This is a genomic window from Spirosoma fluminis, from assembly GCF_054778895.1.
On the sequence record NZ_BAAGZD010000011.1, the window covers coordinates 121890 to 139637 of the forward strand.

14 protein-coding genes and 1 tRNA gene are annotated in these 17748 nt (G+C 51.8%); 10 read left to right on the forward strand and 5 right to left on the reverse strand.

The genetic code is table 11. The features are described from left to right. Window positions 1-63 precede the first annotated feature (63 nt). Window positions 64-1455, reverse strand: coding sequence for a tyrosine-type recombinase/integrase (locus tag ACYVBJ_RS14835; RefSeq protein ID WP_460983092.1), 1392 nt, complete (start codon window positions 1453-1455; stop codon window positions 64-66). 241 nt (window positions 1456-1696) lie between these two features. On the opposite strand from ACYVBJ_RS14835, the gene ACYVBJ_RS14840 reads away from it, so the two are divergent. After that, window positions 1697-2896, forward strand: coding sequence for a threonine synthase (locus ACYVBJ_RS14840; protein ID WP_460983093.1), 1200 nt, complete (start codon window positions 1697-1699; stop codon window positions 2894-2896). Here the strand turns inward: ACYVBJ_RS14840 and trhO are convergent. Next, window positions 2893-3879, reverse strand: coding sequence for an oxygen-dependent tRNA uridine(34) hydroxylase TrhO (trhO, locus tag ACYVBJ_RS14845; RefSeq protein ID WP_460983094.1), 987 nt, complete (start codon window positions 3877-3879; stop codon window positions 2893-2895). The genes ACYVBJ_RS14840 and trhO overlap by 4 nt on opposite strands. Window positions 3880-4038: 159 nt before the next feature. Between trhO and ACYVBJ_RS14850 the strand changes: the two genes are divergently transcribed. From ACYVBJ_RS14850 to ACYVBJ_RS14870, 5 genes are all read left to right on the forward strand, one after another. After that, a complete protein-coding gene (locus ACYVBJ_RS14850) occupies window positions 4039-4692 on the forward strand; it encodes a deoxynucleoside kinase (RefSeq protein ID WP_460983095.1) in 654 nt (217 codons plus the stop codon). Window positions 4693-4816: 124 nt separating this feature from the next. Beyond that, window positions 4817-5521 carry an arginine-tRNA-protein transferase gene (locus ACYVBJ_RS14855; RefSeq protein WP_460983096.1) on the forward strand — a complete coding sequence of 235 codons (705 nt, stop codon included), beginning with the start codon at window positions 4817-4819 and terminating at the stop codon, window positions 5519-5521. A gap of 182 nt (window positions 5522-5703) precedes the next feature. After that, window positions 5704-6501 (forward strand): SDR family oxidoreductase, encoded by a 798-nt coding sequence (locus ACYVBJ_RS14860; RefSeq protein ID WP_460983097.1) that lies wholly within the window; start codon window positions 5704-5706, stop codon window positions 6499-6501. Window positions 6502-6525: 24 nt separating this feature from the next. Further along, a complete protein-coding gene (locus ACYVBJ_RS14865; RefSeq protein WP_460983098.1) occupies window positions 6526-6975 on the forward strand; it encodes an acetyltransferase in 450 nt (149 codons plus the stop codon). 69 nt (window positions 6976-7044) lie between these two features. Further along, window positions 7045-7584 (forward strand): dihydrofolate reductase family protein, encoded by a 540-nt coding sequence (locus ACYVBJ_RS14870; RefSeq protein ID WP_460983099.1) that lies wholly within the window; start codon window positions 7045-7047, stop codon window positions 7582-7584. A 110-nt stretch (window positions 7585-7694) separates the two neighbouring features. Here the strand turns inward: ACYVBJ_RS14870 and ACYVBJ_RS14875 are convergent, their stop codons facing one another. Next, on the reverse strand, window positions 7695-8054 hold the full coding sequence (locus tag ACYVBJ_RS14875) for a DUF4180 domain-containing protein (RefSeq protein WP_460983100.1): 360 nt from the start codon (window positions 8052-8054) through the stop codon (window positions 7695-7697). Between the two features lie 1344 nt (window positions 8055-9398). Between ACYVBJ_RS14875 and ACYVBJ_RS14880 the strand changes: the two genes are divergently transcribed. The 4 genes from ACYVBJ_RS14880 to ACYVBJ_RS14895 all read left to right on the forward strand — a co-directional run bounded on the left by ACYVBJ_RS14880 (window position 9399) and on the right by ACYVBJ_RS14895 (window position 16183). After that, complete coding sequence (locus ACYVBJ_RS14880; protein ID WP_460983101.1) at window positions 9399-11966, forward strand: TonB-dependent receptor; 2568 nt, start codon at window positions 9399-9401, stop codon at window positions 11964-11966. Window positions 11967-12042: 76 nt separating this feature from the next. Beyond that, the gene (locus ACYVBJ_RS14885; protein WP_460983102.1) at window positions 12043-12762 is read left to right on the forward strand and encodes an outer membrane lipoprotein-sorting protein; all 720 of its coding nucleotides are present in this window, start codon (window positions 12043-12045) and stop codon (window positions 12760-12762) included. A 197-nt stretch (window positions 12763-12959) separates the two neighbouring features. Then, window positions 12960-14873, forward strand: a complete 1914-nt coding sequence (locus ACYVBJ_RS14890; RefSeq protein WP_460983103.1) for a YgiQ family radical SAM protein — start codon at window positions 12960-12962, stop codon at window positions 14871-14873. Window positions 14874-15088: 215 nt separating this feature from the next. After that, complete coding sequence (locus tag ACYVBJ_RS14895; protein WP_460983104.1) at window positions 15089-16183, forward strand: lactonase family protein; 1095 nt, start codon at window positions 15089-15091, stop codon at window positions 16181-16183. Window positions 16184-16260: 77 nt separating this feature from the next. On the opposite strand, the gene ACYVBJ_RS14900 is transcribed toward ACYVBJ_RS14895, so the two are convergent. After that, a tRNA-Val gene (locus ACYVBJ_RS14900) sits at window positions 16261-16335 on the reverse strand. A gap of 17 nt (window positions 16336-16352) precedes the next feature. Next, entirely contained in the window at window positions 16353-17663 is a 1311-nt protein-coding gene (locus tag ACYVBJ_RS14905; RefSeq protein ID WP_460983105.1) for an MFS transporter, read from the reverse strand. Window positions 17664-17748: the final 85 nt, after the last annotated feature.

Below are 17748 nucleotides of genomic sequence, written 5' to 3' on the forward strand. Positions count from 1 at the left end.
TGCTTTACCTTCGAGACACATTACATTACGGTGGGTATGGAATGGCCGGTGCTGTGCATCAGGTCATTTTTGTTTCCGTTTGACTATAGCCTGCATAGCCTCAGTCGAATCCTGCTCAGAACCGTCCTTATAATAACCTTCCGTCGTGCTGAACTGGGTATGGCCCAGCAGGAGCTGAATGTCGTAGGTAGTAATGGTCTTATCCTGTTGCATGACCTGCCTGGCCCATTCAGCAAAGGAATGTCGGCTATTGTGCATCCTTAGTTTCTCTGTAAGACCCGCTTCTTCTTCGAGTAGTTTCAGGCCGGTATCAATTTGACGGGTCCAGTACTGAATCGCACGGCTAAGTTTAGCCCTTACAGCAAACGGTGCGGATCGGTATTCCTCATGGGTCAGCACCGTAGCATAAGGCTCAGTAGTCTTCAGGTAAGGCAATACGTAGTCAGTGGGTTTAGCCAACGGATTCCAGTAGCGTTTCAAGAGTTCACGAGCCTCTTCCAGTACTGGAAATGAAACGACAGTGCCCGTCTTTAACATCTCGTATTTGCAATGCGTAGGCAGGCCACTTCTATCCTTTGTAAAGTTCTTGTAGCGAAGCGTCAGCATATCTGACACCCGAGCACCCGCTAACAGATGAGACAGCATCCAGATGGCAAACGCATTCTCAGGCGGCATGACCCGGCGTTTGGAGACGACTTCTACCTGAGCCAGATCACTGATCTGATCCGCATTCAGCTTGGCTTTTTTAGGCTTTTTCTCTTTTAGCTTACCGTCTTCATTCCACGGTGAAGCGAACTCGGCCTTTTTCTTCGTCTGGCCTTGTTTGATCAGTACCTCTATATGCAGACTGTGCAGCCGGTCAAAGGTCTTATTGATTGTGCTGGCCTCGCGCTTTCCTTCATCGTCAGGTCGATTAATTTTGGGTGTCTTTCGAAGGTGTTCCCGGAATTTACGGACCAGTTGGAGCGTCACCCCATTGACGGACAGATCAACACCGGCAAACGTCTTGAACAGATTCGCTGCACTTCTTTTGTTGACCCAGTTGTTATACGATTCGTTTTCCTGAACGTCAGCAAGCACCTGGTCAACCCAGTCAAAATACAGATCGCTGGTGCCTGATCGAAACCGCTCGGCCAGATCGAAAGGCGTTAGCTCTGCCGACTCTTTTAGCCAGGCCTCCGCCTGCCTTTTTATCCGTTCATATTCAGAAAGTATGTCTCCATTGATTGCATCCGAGGCCGGGTGGCCCTTCACCCACCGCCCCCAAACTAGCGTAGGCTTTTGCCCCTTTGGTGGCTTCTGATTTTTCCACCAGTACTTCGGCGCATGTAGAATTTTCACCGACGTTACAACCCGCGCTGGCTTCTGCTCTTTTTGATGGAGCCGAACCATAACCACGTACCGGCCGGTCCGGTCGGGCTTGGAGGCAAGTTCGATGTTAAAGGTCAGCGCCATTTTACTGAAATATGGGTGTAATCTCTTTTCGGTTATAAGTATGATACAACTAAAACCTACCGAAAAGAAAAGGCCAAATCTCGTTAATTTACGCGTATTTTAACAGGAAATATATGTTTAGTAAAAGGTAGCCGAAATACTAAAACCGGTTACGTTATTCCGTTGTGGAATAACTCATGCCAAAACGCTATTTGCTTCATGCATCGTTATCTGAGAGTTTTCGGGAAAATAAACCGCAACGATGCATACCGCCACTACACTTTCGCTCCTGCAAGACCTGTGCTGTTCCAATTGCGGCAAAACTGACGATGCGCTCGTTCGGCAAACGCTTTCGACCTGCTGTCAGGCTCCTTTTTTGTGCCAGTATGACCTTCAACCCGATAGTCTGACTCCAGCTGATCTGGCCACGCGCCCTAACTCACTCTGGCGCTACGAGGAACTGTTGCCGGTTCTGCAATCCGAAAACCAGATCACGTTGGGCGAAGGCTTTACGCCCCTGCTGACTCTCTATCGACTTGCTGACCGGTACGGTCTGCGCCAGCTTACGGTCAAGGACGAAAGCCTCAACCCAACGGGCTCATTCAAAGCGCGGGGATTGAGTATGGCCATATCGAAGGCCAAAGAAAACGGCGAACGAGCCTGCATTATCCCAACGGCGGGGAATGCCGGGGTCGCTATGGCCGCCTACTGCGCCCGGGCTGGCCTGGAAGCGGTGGTGGTTATGCCGCGCCATACGCCCGACGCGTTCAAGGAAGAGTGCATCGGCTATGGGGCCCGACTCATTGAGGTCGATGGATTAATTAATGACTGTGCGGCTAAGGTGCAGGAAATCAACCAGCACGGCACCTACTTCGACGTATCGACGCTCAAGGAACCGTATCGGCTTGAAGGCAAGAAGACAATGGGCTATGAGATTGCGGAACAGCTCTACTGGCAGTTGCCGGACGTAATCATGTACCCAACCGGTGGCGGCACGGGTCTGATCGGCATCTGGAAGGCGTTCCATGAACTGAAAGCCTTAGGCTGGTTACCTGCTCATGTACGACTGCCCCGGATGGTGGCCGTTCAGGCCGAGCAGTGTTCGCCGGTCGTGGATACGTATCTGGGCAAGCAGGCGAACAGTAAACAGTACGTCGGCAAACCGACGCTGGCCAACGGACTGGCCGTACCCCGGCCCATCGGCGAACCGCTTATGCTGGAGGTCCTGCGTGAATCAAAGGGAACGGCCATTGCCGTATCGGAAGAGGCTATGCTGCAGGGCGTCAGCGAGCTGGCCCGCCACGAAGGGATGTTCGTAGCCCCCGAAGGCGGAGCCATCTGGGCGGCCACGAAAACCTTACTGCAACAGGGCTGGCTCCAACCCGATGAGCACATTCTGCTCCTGAACACGGCCTCGGGCCAGAAATACCTCGACGCCATCAAAGGCAACTGGTCCCGCTAAACAATCGTTTCTTTGGGGGAGATCGCAAGCTCGACGCGCTGGCCCATCCTACTTTTATAGCCCTGAACGGGCGTGTAGTCCGGGGTTTGTTTACCATAGTAACCCGTACCGTTGTAGGGGCGCAGGTCGGGGTCGTTCTTGCAGTCGTCGGTGCAGGTGCCCTGGTGCGCATCGCCACAGTCCTGGCAAAGCGTTACGTGGTTGTTGCAGGCCGGGCTGGCGCAGTTGATCATCCGCGTGGTTGAGGTGCCGCAGCGGTAACAGGTCGAAATAACGGCTGGATTGATGTGGTTCACGGGCACCGTTACGCGGTTGTCGAACACGTAGCACTGACCGTCGAAGTCTTCGCCACCCGCTTCCATGCCGTATTTAATGATGCCGCCGTGGAGTTGGTATACGTTCTGAAACCCTTGCGAGAGCAGGTACGCACTGGCTTTTTCGCACTTGATACCGCCCGTGCAGTACGTAATCACCTTTTTGTCTTTCAGATGCTCGATCTGGTGAACGTGCTCCGGCAATTCGCGCAGGTTTTCCATATCGAACGTAATGGCACCTTTGAACTTACCGACGGCATGTTCGTAGTTCGAGCGCATATCAACCAGCACGACATCCGGATCGTTTTTCAACTGGCGGAACTCGTCGGGTTCGAGGTGGATGCCCGTTTGCTTCAGCGGATCGACCGGCAGGTCGGAATGAACAATTTCGGGTTTCACCCGCACGTGTAATTTCTGAAAGGTGTGCCCGTCGGCTTCGTCGATTTTGAACTCGATACCGGCAAAGCGCGGGTCGGCCCGAAGTACGTTCATGTACGCTTCGCAGTCGGCCGTCAGACCCGATACGGTGCCGTTCAGTCCCTCCGGGGCTACAATAATGCGCCCCAGCAGATTCAGTTGCAGACACAGCAGATGGTGCTCTTCGCGATACTGCTCAGGATTCTCGATGGGTGAATAAATGTAGTAAAGAAGAACGCGGTACGGTTTCATGTCAATGGGGTAATGAGTAACAAAATTAAACCCATTTTGCCAAAGTTCGTTCACTATGGGAATAATGGAGGAGAGGGTGAAGTTAGATGAACGGCAATAGAGGAATAAAACAAATGTCCTGCTCCCGTTTGTTCCGTCTCCCGTTCCTCCCTCACCCCTATGCACATTGCCATAACAGGAAATATTGGGGCCGGAAAAACCACACTGGCCGAGCAACTGGCGCATCATTACGGCTGGGAAGTGCTCTACGAGGCCGTTGAAGGCAACCCGTACCTCGCCGATTTCTACGAGGATATGTCGCGCTGGTCGTTCAACCTGCAGATCTATTTCCTCAACAGCCGGTTTGCTCAGATCAAAAAAATCATTGCCATTCAGCAGGCCAATCAGACTACACCCCAACAGGTCCGTACGGTCGTGCAGGACCGGACCATCTACGAAGATGCCGCTATTTTCGCCCGAAACCTGTACCAGGGCGGCTACATGGCAGAGCGCGACTACCAGACGTACCGCGATCTGTTCGATAACATGATGAGCCTGGTTCGTCCGCCGGATCTGATGATTTACCTCCGGGCTGGTTTACCTAAACTCCGTGAGCAGATTCACAAACGCGGCCGGTCGTTCGAGCAGTCGATCAGCGACGAGTACCTGAGCAGCCTGAACCGACTGTACGAAGAATTTGTGGCCTCGTACCAGATCGGCGAGCTGTTGATTGTCGATGTGAACGAGCTGGACTATGCCGCGAACCCCGCTGATTTCGCCTGGATCACGCAGCAGATCGACACGCGGCTGGCGTCTTTGCCGATTTCAGGGTAGTTCATTTCTGTGTTATTCTTGATAATCAATGCGTTTACTAATACGCCGAAAAATCGTTGACGGCATCGATTTATAATACCGGATTCCCGTTTATATTGGTAGCCTGAACGAGTCGCGTAACGCAATGATGAGTGGACACGAACTGGATTTTTGGTTAAGCCGGGGTTATTTCCGGATGCAGCAGCGGCTGTTTACGTGCCAGCTGCTCATGTTCGACGACTTATTTTATTCGGCTCATTGGCTCCGCATTGCCATACGTAACGTTACGTACGGTAAAGATCAGCTTCGGCTCCTGCGAATCAACGATAAATTTACGGTAACGATAAAGCCGTTCATCCTGTCCGACGAGATCGAACGCCTGTACAGCCTGTATCGGCAGTCGATTACATTTGATGCGCCCGAATCGGTTGAATCGTGTCTGCTGGGTGGGGTGCTGCACAGCGTGTTTGATACGTACATCGTTGAGGTTCGGGACGAGGGGCGCTTAATTGCCGGGGGAATCTTCGATAATGGCTCGACCAGCATTGCGGGCATTATGAACTTTTACGACCCGGCTTACCGCAAATACAGCCTCGGCAAATACGTAATTCTGCAAAAAATGAAGCATGCCCAGTTGCATCGGAAGACGTATTACTACCCCGGCTATCTGGTTCATAAATACCCGAAATTTGATTATAAGCTGTTTGCCTGTCCGTCGGCTACGGAGGTCTTCAACAGTCTGGATGATGTATGGCTTCCGTTCTCATGGGAGGCCGTAACGGCTGAGTCTGCGGGTATCATGGAAGCCAACAAAGCCCTGATTACCTTGTCGACAGCATCGCAGTATTGAGCCTGTTACGTTCTGTTTGTTCAGAAGACTGTCATCGGGTTACGAAGCGTCCCTTGAGCCTACCGCACCATAAATGTGAGTCTGGCCCACAGCCAAACGGTTACTAAACTGATAGAAATTGCTTTGCTCACTCTACATTTGGGGCGTCAATGACCGGGCAGGCACTCGCCCGGCTACTCTTTATGACTAAAGTTGTTTTAATTACCGGTGCGTCGACTGGCTTAGGCGAGTCGATCGCCAGCTACCTCGTACAGCGGGGATACATCGTCTACGGTACGTCCCGGACCCAGTTACCCGACAAAAGTTTTCGAATGCTGGCGATGGATGTGACGAGTGCGGAGAGCGTTAAGCAGGCGGTCGGGCGAATTCTGGAGCAGGAAGGACGGATCGATGTGCTGATCAATAATGCGGGCTTAGGCATTGCCGCCCCGATCGAAGAGCTTCCCCTGGCGGATATCCAGCACGTGCTGGACACGAATGTAATTGGCGTGATCCGGACCATACAGGCGGTGTTGCCCTATATGCGCCAGCAAAAATCTGGCTATATTATCAACATCAGTTCGATTGCTGCTGAGGCCGGATTGCCGTATCGAGGTGGCTACAGCGCCAGCAAAGCCGCCGTGGAGCGACTGACGGAAGCACTCCGGTTAGAGCTTGCTCCGTTTGGCGTTCTGGCCTGTTCGGTTCAGCCGGGCGGTACGCGTACCGATATCAACAAAAACCGGTTACGCGTATCACTTTCGACCGGAAGCGTGTACAAAGAAACGTTCGACCGCACGTACGAACTCATCGACCAGAGCGTAAGCGAGGGAATGGACCCCGGCGTATTCGGTCCGCTGATCGACAAAATACTGAATTCGTCGCGGGTGGAACGGGTATACCGCGTCGGTAAACCGGTGGAGAAGCTATCGGTGCTGCTCAAACGAATTCTGCCCACAAGCGTGTACGAACGGATGATTCGCAACCACTACAAAATGTAAGGTCTGGTCTCTCTTTCGGCTGCTATGAGCGAATCACTCCTTGACGGCATCGGGCCGGCCTATCCTGACGATTACCCTGCCTTACTGGCGGTCTGGGAAGCTTCGGTTCGGGCCACGCATCACTTTATTACGGAAGCTGACATTACGCTATTTAGGCAGATCGTGCGCGATCAGGCGCTTCCGGCCATGCCTATATTTTGCCAACGCACGACTGACCGGAAAGCCGTTGGTTTTATTGGCGTAGATACCGGCAAAATAGAGATGCTGTTTATTGATCCGGCCTGGCGCGGAAAACGTATTGGCCAGCAATTACTGGCGTATGCGGTTGAGGTACTCGGCGCAACGCAGGTCGATGTCAACGAGCAGAATGAACAGGCGATTGGATTTTATCAGAAAATGGGGTTCAGGATTGTCGGCCGCTCGGCGGTCGATGGCATGGGAAAGCCCTATCCATTACTGCACATGCAGTTGTAAGGCTGCTAATTAATTCCGAAGCAGCCCTTATTAGACAGATTTAACCTGGTTTCAATTCGCACAAATACCATGAGAAAGCTGATTTATCACGTAGGCGTTACACTGGACAGTTTTATTGGTCATGAAGACGGTTCAGCCTCCGAAGGCTTCATCAATGAAGGTGAACACGTAACCGAATACCAGCAAAGTTTACTGGATTACGATACCGTTATCATGGGTAAAGCCACGTATGAATACGGCTATCAATTTGGTCTTCAGCCGGGCCAGCCTGCTTATCCGCACATGAAACACTATATCTTCTCAAAGACAATACAGGTTGAGACTGCGCCCGGCGATCAGGTTGAGGTGGTTCGGAAAAATGAGATTGGGTTTATCAAGCAGTTAAAAGCCAGCGAAGGAACGCCCATCTATTTGTGTGGAGGCAGCAAATTTGCGGGATTTCTGCTCGAACAAGAACTGATTGATGAGCTAAAAATCAAGCTTTACCCCGTCGTGTTCGGTAAAGGGCTTCCCCTGTTTAAAAGCGATAAATCGGTTCAGTTGTCTTTGCTTGACTCCAAAAGGTACGACACTGGCGTCATGCTGCTAACGTATCAGATGCGCTATTAATCCTTGCCGAGGCTGGTGCTTTTAGGTGGACCCGTTATTGGACCAAAGCCTTTGGTCCAATAACGGCTTTTAAACCTGCTCGAAAATGGGTCGATTCGTTTAGTAGACGTCTACACAAGCAATTTTTCTTTAGCCTCATCGAGCGAGTTGACAAAACTGATTCGTCCCATCTTGTTGCTCTCCCGGATAAAATCACGCAGGCTTTTGCTGGTGTAACCGGAGTAATCACCGACAACCGCCAGTTGCATCCGGTAATTGGAAAACTTCTGGAGGATCTCTCCAGCCAGTCCGGTTTGTAACTCAAAGAAATCGGGGCTAAGGTTTTGTTGATTGATAATGATTTTCTCGGCTCCCTGATAGGCGCAATTGCCCAGCAGGTCTAAGGCGTCCTGCGCGTCCTTAATTACCATATCGTTGGATAGAACTACGGCTATTGTTGTTCTGTGTATCGTTTGCAGGTCTATTTCCATAATTATCCATTTTCCATGCGTCCATTGGTTAAAGAGGGCGCATTGTTTCCAGCAGTTGCGCTTTTTCGTTAACAAAGTAAAGAGTGTGTATATATAAAAGTCAAGCCTGTAATAACTTTCCCTCCTGAGCCAGCGAAAAGATCAAATAAGGAGGATTGGCAATAACGCAATCAGTTAGGGGCGCTTGTGCTGTTTCATACTATTGATGATTAGATACCACATCAAAAATAACCTAACCCACAGGACGGGTCGAAGACATTCAGATGCCAAAAACAAGGGCATATAATAAAAAAGGAAATAAAATCATAAATAATTGGCACTCTATTCTGATTAATTTCATTTATTTTTGCATGTCTCGTGAATGGGATAAAAAAACGCCCCACCCCTGGTAAGGGTGGAGCGCCGTTAGGAAACTAGCCTATTCGTGTCGATGCCAAGACATCAACATCGAGAAGCCAGTCCTTATCAGACCAAAGACCGTTTGGATCAATGGCTGATAGGTATTGAGACACTTTAGCACTCGTAATGCTAAAGGACTCTGTTTCGCTCTCCGCATGTTCGTGCATGTTTTGAGTGTGAAGCAATAAGCCTCCACCTCCGGGGAGGCTTCGGGCTGGTCGGCTGCTGGTAACAGTTGACCGGCAACGCTAAGTTACTTAATAAGCGATATGCGTCAAACCCTGGCACTACGGTGTCGGGGTTTTTATTTAAGGGGAAAGTATAACAGCCTGAACAATAGCTAATAGCTAGATCGTTTTGGCTGATAGTTCGCTCGTTGCCCGCATTGGGCGTATTGTTTGGCATATCGTCGGGTGTCTTTTCCACCACGCTGGTGGCTTCTCTGGCAGGCTGTATAGCCAGTCAAGTAAGGATGTTATGTCGTCTCAACCCCTGCGCTGGCCTCGTTTTCGGCGAGGGGTGCACACAGTGCGTAGTGGACAGAGTTACCCTATAGAAATACGGTACTCACCGTCTTATTTATACCCGCTGAACTGACTAATGTTGTCGAGCCGCTTTTTCAAATCATCAAACATCCGCTGACAGCCTCCATCGCCTGCTACGAGAAAACTATTGCAGGGCCTGTACATAGGCGATAGTCGATAATCAACAAAGCGAACACACAGCATTGTAATTCCGCACCAACGGATTAGGCTGTAAGTTGAGATCAGTGCTGTCGAGCTGGGTGAAGCAACTTTTCAAACCCGAAAACGAACCGTACGTACTGTGCTACGTTCGTTCGTCAGCCAAAAACAAATATCTGTCGGGCTAAAACCCGCACTCATCCCTTTTTCATTTCACCGCTTGCCTTCCCATTACACCTTTACAGCGTCAACTCCCAAGTTTATGAAACCTAACGGCTTACTTATTGTCCTTTTTTTACTCGTAGTTACCCAAAGTTTACCGGCTAATGCACAGTTTCCGTCCATGGGCGGTGCTGCTCCCACCAAGGCGCTGCCCGGCACGGCTGGCGATCAGACTCCCAAGGGAAATGCTAAAATCATGGGTTCCATCGTCGATTCAACCCAGGCAAAAGCCGTTGAGTTTGCCAGCATTGCCCTCATCAACAAGGCAACCGGAAAAACCATAGACGGGACGGTGGCCGACGAAAACGGTAAATTTGCCCTCACCAAGCTGGTCGCTGGCCAGTACCGGATGCTCATTAGCTTCGTCGGCTTTCGCGACAGGATTCTGTCCGATATTACGCTCACCAACGGCCAGTCGCTCGATCTGGGCGTGGTCAAACTGGCGTCCAGTGTCAAAACCCTTCAGGAAGTGACGGTGGTCGGGCAGGGCGCACTGATTGAAGAAAAAGTTGACCGGCTGGTGTACAATGCCGAAAAAGACATTACGGCCAAAGGCGGTGACGCTACAGACATTCTACGTAAAGTACCCATGCTGACAGTAGATCTGGATGGAAACGTATCGCTCCGGGGCAGCCAGAACATTCGGGTCCTGATCAACAACAAACCCTCGACGATTGTAGCCAGCAGCGTAGCGGATGCGCTGAAGCAAATTCCCGCCGATCAGATCAAAACGGTGGAAGTGATTACCTCGCCCTCGGCTAAGTACGATGCCGAAGGGTCGGGTGGTATTATCAATATCGTTACCAAAAAGAACAGCTTACAGGGCCTTAACCTGAATGTCGACTCGGGCGTGGGCAACCGGGGCTCGATGCTGTCGCTTAACGGAAATTACCGCCAAGGAAAGACTGGGTTCACGCTGGGTGGTTTTGGGCGGGCCATGTACAATACCATCACCAAAACCAATCTCGACCAGACGAGTCGGGTAGGGGACGTAACGACGCTGACCCGCCAGGCGGGAAATGGACACAGTTCAGGTCTGTTCGGGCAGTATAACCTGGGATTCGATTACGATCTCGCCAAAAATCAGAGCCTGACCGCGGGTGTTCGCTATGGCGTTCGGAACATGCAGAACCAGCAGGACCTGGTCACTCAACTGTTTACCAACGGAACGTTAGGATCAACCGCAAACCGGAACGTCGATGCCAAGAACCTGTCGGGAACGGTGGACGCGAATATCGATTACCTGCATACATTCAAACCGCAGCAGGAGTGGAGCATTTCGACCTTGTATAGCCGTAACGACCTGACCAATAACTTCGACGCCGACCTGCTAACGGGCGGGGGTGCACTGACGGCCCGGCAACGTAACCTGAACAAGAACGTCAACCAGGAATTTACCCTGCAAACCGATTATCAGACGCCAATTCGGAAAAATCAGTTGCTGGAATTTGGCGGAAAAGCCATTTTTCGGGAGGTGAACAGCGATTATAAATACCTGCTGGCTGGTCCATCGGGTCAGTTTACCACCGAAGCCAACAATACGCTGGGTGAGTTAACGTACCATCAGAACATTGCCGCCGGGTATTCGTCGTACACCTACACTACCAAAAGCCGTTACACGTTCAAAGGCGGACTGCGGTACGAGCACACCTTTATCGACGCCAGCACGCGGGAGGGCGGTAACCTGGGCGTGGGTGATTATGGCGTGTTAGTGCCGAGCGTCAACGCGTCGAAAACCATCAAAGGAACCACGCTGAAACTAGGTTTCAACCGCCGGATTCAGCGGCCCGGCTTACAGCAGTTAAACCCGAACTTTAACGCGGCCAATCCGCAGAATATTACGATCGGTAACCCCCGGTTACGGCCGGAGCTGACTAACAACATGGAACTGGCTGTGAGCAAAACCATTGGGAAGACGTTCATTAACGCGACATTCTTCGGCCGGATCACCAACAACGCCATCACCCAGGTTACGCAACCGTCTGATACGCTTGCCGGTGCGGTTATAACGACGTATCAGAACATTGGCCGCCAGCACGCCTATGGCACCAACCTGTTCGCCAACGTAGCCGCTACGTCGAAAATTAACGTTGGGTTGTTTCTGAACGCTTTCTATTCGAGCTTAACCGGGCAGGCAATGGGCCGGGATGGCGTATCAGCCAACCTGACGAACAGCGGCTTCAACGTAAGTGGAGGCACCTTTATGAACGCTACGTTCAGAAACGGCTGGGGCGCGCAGGCGTTCGGCTTTTTGCAGGGTTCTCAGGTGCTGCTGCAGGGGCGGCAGGGCGGCTTTGGCTTCTATACCGTGGGCGTGAAGAAAGAGTTTCACAACAAAAAAGCCAGTCTGGGCTTAGCGGCCGAAAACTTCCTGAACAGCCGGTTTAATATTCACACCGTCCTGAACTCTCCGCTGTTCAACCAGGTCAACGATGTGTATCTGTACAACCGCGGTGTCCGCCTGACCTTTACGCTCAAAATTGGCAAGATGACGATGGACGCTCCCCGCCGTAAAGCCAAGTCCGTTAATAACGACGATGTAAAAAGCGACGGCAGCGGACAAACGCAGGGCGGTAGCGCTCCCGCCGGAGGGCAATCTCGCCCATAGGTAAGCTGATCTGCTAAATTTGAAGTATCTTGTTGCCCGTTTCCAAACGTATCACCCAACCAAAACGCATTCAATCATGAAAACCAACTTTATTCTGTCGGCGGCCCTGGCCGTTTGCTTCTCCATCGGTGCGCAGGCCCAGACCGTCGACGAAATTGTCGACAAGCACGTCGCTGCGATGGGCGGTATGGACAAACTAAGCAGCGTTCAATCGGTATATACTGAACGTTCACTATCAGTGCAGGGGATGGAAATTCCGAGCAAGTCAACGGTTGTTGTCGGCAAAGCCATGCGTACTGAATCGTCGGTTATGGGTAACTCCATGGTGCAGGTCGTTGACGGTACGTCGGGCTGGATGATTCGCCCGACCATGATGGGCGGTACGGGAGAACCCGAAGATATGCCCGCCGATCAGGTGAAGCAGCAACTGAGTCAGCTCGATCCGTTTGGTCCTCTGGTCAACTACAAAGCAAAAGGAAATAAGGTTGAGCTGGTCGGCAAGGAAAAAGTAGACGGCAAAGATGCGTACCACCTGAAAATCACCACAAAAGAAGGCCAGACCATGGACGAGTACCTGGATGCGGCCACGTATATGGTGAGTAAAGTGAGCATGATGGTGAACGGGCAACCGGGCGATGTACTTTTCTCGAATTACAAAGATAAAGACGGGATAAAGTTCGCCAATACGATGCAGATGGAGTCGCCCCAGGCCGGAACGATCTCGTTTAACACCGAAAAAATCACCATCAACGGGCCGGTTGACGAGGCCGTCTTCAAAAAACCAGCCAAGAAATAACCAAACACAAAGTAACTGCGGGGTCTATGCGCGAGAACGTGCGTATACCCCGCATTCCTTTATCCGCTAAGGCACCGGTCTCATGGGAAGTACTGGTTCCGACGTTACGTCTGCTTCGGAGCGTGCGTGATTTGTTGGCGTTTGGGTGAATTATTTCCTAAATTCAACGTTTTCCAGGTAGCTAATTGCACAGACTCATGATTGAAAGACCCCTTACAGATTGGTTGCCGCTGACAAAACAGGAAGTTGAAAAACGGGGCTGGGATGAGGTGGACATTGTGCTGGTGTCGGGCGATGCCTACGTTGACCACCCGGCCTTCGGAACCGCTGTGATTGGGCGTATCATGGAGAGCGAAGGCTTTCGCGTGGCAATTATCGCTCAACCCAACTGGAAAGACGACCTGCGCGACTTCAAAAAGTTTGGTCGCCCTAAATACTTTTTTGGCGTTACGGCGGGCTGTATGGATTCGATGGTGAACCATTACACGGCCAACAAGCGCCTGCGCTCCAACGATTCCTATACGCCCGGCGGTGAAGCGGGTTTCCGGCCCGATTACGCCACCATCGTGTATACCAGGATTTTGAAGGAACTGTACCCCGACGTACCCGTTTTGCTCGGTGGTATTGAAGCTTCGTTACGTCGGGTTACGCACTACGACTACTGGCAGGATAAATTGATGCCGTCCATCCTGGCCGATTCGGGGGCTGATATGCTCGTGTACGGCATGGGCGAGCAACCCCTGCGCGAGATTCTGAAACTGGTCCAGAAAGGCGTACCGTTCTCATCGATGCGGAACATCAATCAGGTGGCGTTTATGCACGCTACGTATACCGGCGACCTGCGTGATTACAACAACTGGAATACGGTCGAACTGGCCAGCCACGAGGTGTGCCTGCAGGATAAAATCAAGTACGCGGCTAACTTCAAAATTGTTGAAGTAGAGTCGAATAAGTGGCAGGCGAACCGGATTACGCAAAAGGTGGGCAGCCAGGTACTGGTGATCAATCCGCCGTTCAAAACGATGGACGAGACCGAAATCGACAAGTCGTTCGATCTGCCGTACACCCGCATGCCGCATCCAAAGTATAAGAAACGCGGCCCAATTCCGGCTTACGAAATGATTAAGTTTTCGGTGAATATGCACCGGGGCTGTTTCGGCGGCTGTAGCTTCTGCACCATTTCGGCCCACCAGGGCAAGTTCATTGCGTCGCGCAGCGAAAAATCGGTACTGAAAGAAGTCGACGAGATTACGAAGCATCCCGAGTTTAAAGGCTATATCTCGGACCTTGGCGGCCCATCGGCCAATATGTACAAGATGAAGGGCAAAGATGAATCCATCTGCGCCCGCTGCCAGAGTCCGAGCTGCATTCACCCGGTTATCTGCTCGAACCTCGATACGTCGCACAAGCCCCTGACGGAACTATACCGCAAGGTCGACGCGAATCCGAATATCAAAAAGGCGTTCGTCGGTTCGGGTGTGCGCTATGATTTGCTGGTCGATGACTTCAACAAAAATAATGAAGACGGCAACCACGACGAGTACATGGAGCAGCTCGTTACGCGCCACGTATCGGGTCGGTTGAAAGTCGCTCCCGAGCATACCGCCGACGATACGTTACGGGTCATGCGCAAACCGTCGTTCAAGTATTTCAAGCTGTTTAAGAAGAAGTACGACAGGATTCAGGACAAGCACAACCTAAAACAGCCGCTGATTCCGTACTTCATCTCGTCGCACCCCGGCTGCGAAGAGCAGGACATGGCGAACCTGGCCGCTGAAACGAAGGACATGGGTTTCCAGCTCGAACAGGTGCAGGACTTTACGCCTACGCCAATGACAGTAGCCGAGGTCATCTATTACTCCGGTGTGCACCCCTACACGCTCAAGCCCGTTAAAACGGCCAAGACGCGGGATGAAAAGCAGGCGCAGAACCGCTATTTCTTCTGGTACAAACCGGAATATAAAGACTGGATTCGCAACCGGCTGAATAAGCTGAACCGTCCCGATCTGGCGGAGAAGTTGCTGGGGAGCTCAAAGCAAGGCAACGCGAACACAGATAATACGGGCAAGTCGAAATTTTCGGGCAACCGGCCGGGCAAGAAAAGACGGTAACAAGATAAGCTCAACAAAAAGCCGCGTCCCGATATCGGGACGCGGCTTTTTGTGATGGGTGAAAGGCGTTGGCCGCAATCGCTACGTCAACGCCTTTCACCGGTGTGTTTTGCCAATAACAGATCGTGTCAGGACACCTAAGCTCATCCAACCAAACCTGCTGTTGAGAATCGAGTTGCCTAACAAAGCGCTGATTTCTCTTTTCACTCAACAGTATGGTACCAAACCCGTCTTTCAACGAAATTCTATATGTCGGAACGTATTCGGTTCGGGGCAGCAAAGGCATTTACGTCTTCGCGTTCGATCGCTCGACCGGTACGTTTAGCCTTCGTCAAACCGTCGACAATCCGAATAGTCCTTCGTTCCTGGCTATCCACCCTTCGGGGCGGTTTTTGTATGCGGTCAATGAAAAAGACGATCAGGGCGAGGACCATTCCGGAACGGTTAATGCCTATGCCATCGATCAGCAATCGGGCAAGCTGACGTTCATCAATCAACAACTCACGCAGGGGCAGGCCCCTTGCCACATCAGCATTCACCAAAGCGGAAAACTGGCGTTCGTTTCTAATTACGGCGGTGGTAGCCTGACGGTGCTGTCGATTCTGGACGATGGCTCGTTGGGAGAGGTCTCACAACTTTTTAAATACACGGGCAAAGGAATTGACGAAGAGCGACAGGATGCGCCCCACGTGCATTCGGCCATTCGCTCGGTTGACGGCCGGTTTTTGTACGTATCGGATTTGGGTACCGACAAGATTCACATCTATGCAGTCGATGAAGAACAAGGTAAATTATCTCCTCACGAAACGCCCTACGTATCGGTCGCGGCTGGGTCGGGACCAAGGTCGATTGCTGTACATCCCAAGGATCAGTTTGCCTACAGCGTTAAAGAAATGAGTTCAACTGTGGCCATTCTCCGACGTAACGTCCAGACTGATACGTTCGAACTGGCTGAAGATGATGTGTCTTTCCTGCCCGAAAAGTACGCTGGCGAGCGCTCAGGTGGCGATATCCACGTTGATCCTACGGGTCAGTATCTATACGTAACGAATCGGGGCAACAACACGCTGGCCGTTTTTTCCATCGGTGATGATGGTAAGCTGACTTACCAGAGTTTGCAGTACACAGGCGGTGAGCAGCCCCGAAACTTTCTGGTCGACGAGCAAGGACAGTACGTATGGGTCGGGCATCAGGAAAGCGACAACATCACTATTTTCCGGCATGATGCAGCCACGGGTGAATTGACCGCCACTGGCAACGAGCTGTCTATTCCATCACCCGTTTGCCTGGTTATGCATCGTTTGCCGTAGCGGGCCGAGCGTCAACCATTATTCATAACCCACGTTAAACTAAAAAGCCCCAAATCGGATCGATTTGGGGCTTTGGGTAGGAAGTAGCGGGCTCGAACCGCTGACCTCTGCTCTGTCAAAGCAGCGCTCTGAACCAACTGAGCTAACCTCCTTTGCGGTTGCAAACATACTACAAAACCTCTTCCGTTTGCAAATCCGCCGAATAGATTTTTTGCGATGGAATGCGCCACAGCAGCAGGAAACTGATCACAAAAAACACAAGCAAGGCTAGTACGCTGTTCCGCATACTACCCGTCAACTGCTCGATCAAGCCATAGGCCAACGTACCAATCACAATGGACGTTTTTTCCGTTACGTCGTAGAAACTAAAGTACGAGGCCGTGTCGGTCGTGGCCGGAATGAGCTTGGAATAGGTTGACCGCGAGAGCGATTGAATACCACCCATGACCAGCCCAACAACGGCTGCCAGGGCAAAAAACTGACCTTCGGTTTGTATGAAATAGGCGGCTGCACAGACCCCGATCCAGATCACAACCGCCACCATCAGGGCATACGTATTGCCAATGCGCTCCGATAATCGGGAGAAGCCGAACGCCCCCGGAATTGCCACCAGTTGAATCAGTAAGATGATGATGATTAAGCTCTGCCCTTTCAGTTTCAGCTCGTCACTCCCGAAAATGGTGGCTACGTACATGACCGTTTGCACCCCCATGTTGTACACAAAAAACGAGACCAGAAACCGCTTGATCAGCGGGCGTTCCTGCATCTGAGCCCAGACGTTACGTAGCTCTTTGAAGCCGTTGAGCAGGTAATTGCCGGGGGCAGCCGCTTTCCGGGTGCCATCCGGCAGGCGGCTGAACGGAATCTGGGCGAAGCCAATCCACCACAGCCCAACCGTCAGGAAAGCCAGCCGGGAGGCCATCGCTTCGGAAATGTTGCCGAACCAGTCGCGCTTCAGGATTACCAAGAGGTTGAACACCATGAGCAGTACGCTGCCGATGTAGCCCATCGAGAACCCCCGCGCACTGACCCGGTCTACCTGATCTTCGGTCGCGATGTCGGGGAGGTAGGAGTTGTAGAACACGATGCTGCCGCTCCAGCCGATCAGGCTGAGCCAGAAGCAGATCACCGCGAACGTGGTCGTTTCCTGCGTAAAGAAATACAGCAGACTGCAACTGATGGCTCCTGTGTAGCAGAAGGCTTTCATGAACGCTTTCTTCCGGCCGCTGTAGTCGGCAACGGCGCTGCACAACGGCGAAAGCAGGGCCGTAAACAGAAAAGCCGCCGAAATCGTGTAGGAAAACAGGACCGAATTCTTAACCGGAATGTCGAGGAAATTAATCACCGGCCCGCCCGCTTCGTTGAGGGCCGTTGCTGAGAAGTAAACGGGAAAGATACTGGAGACAATGACCAATGAATGAACCGAATTGGCCCAGTCGTAAAAAGTCCAGGCGGTCAGGATACGGGGGGAATTCTTCATGTAGCGAACGGGCGAATGCGTGAATGAGCGATGCTCTTCGTTGAGTGGCAACGAAATAGCAGAAAGTGCTTAGTGGTGACGGTGG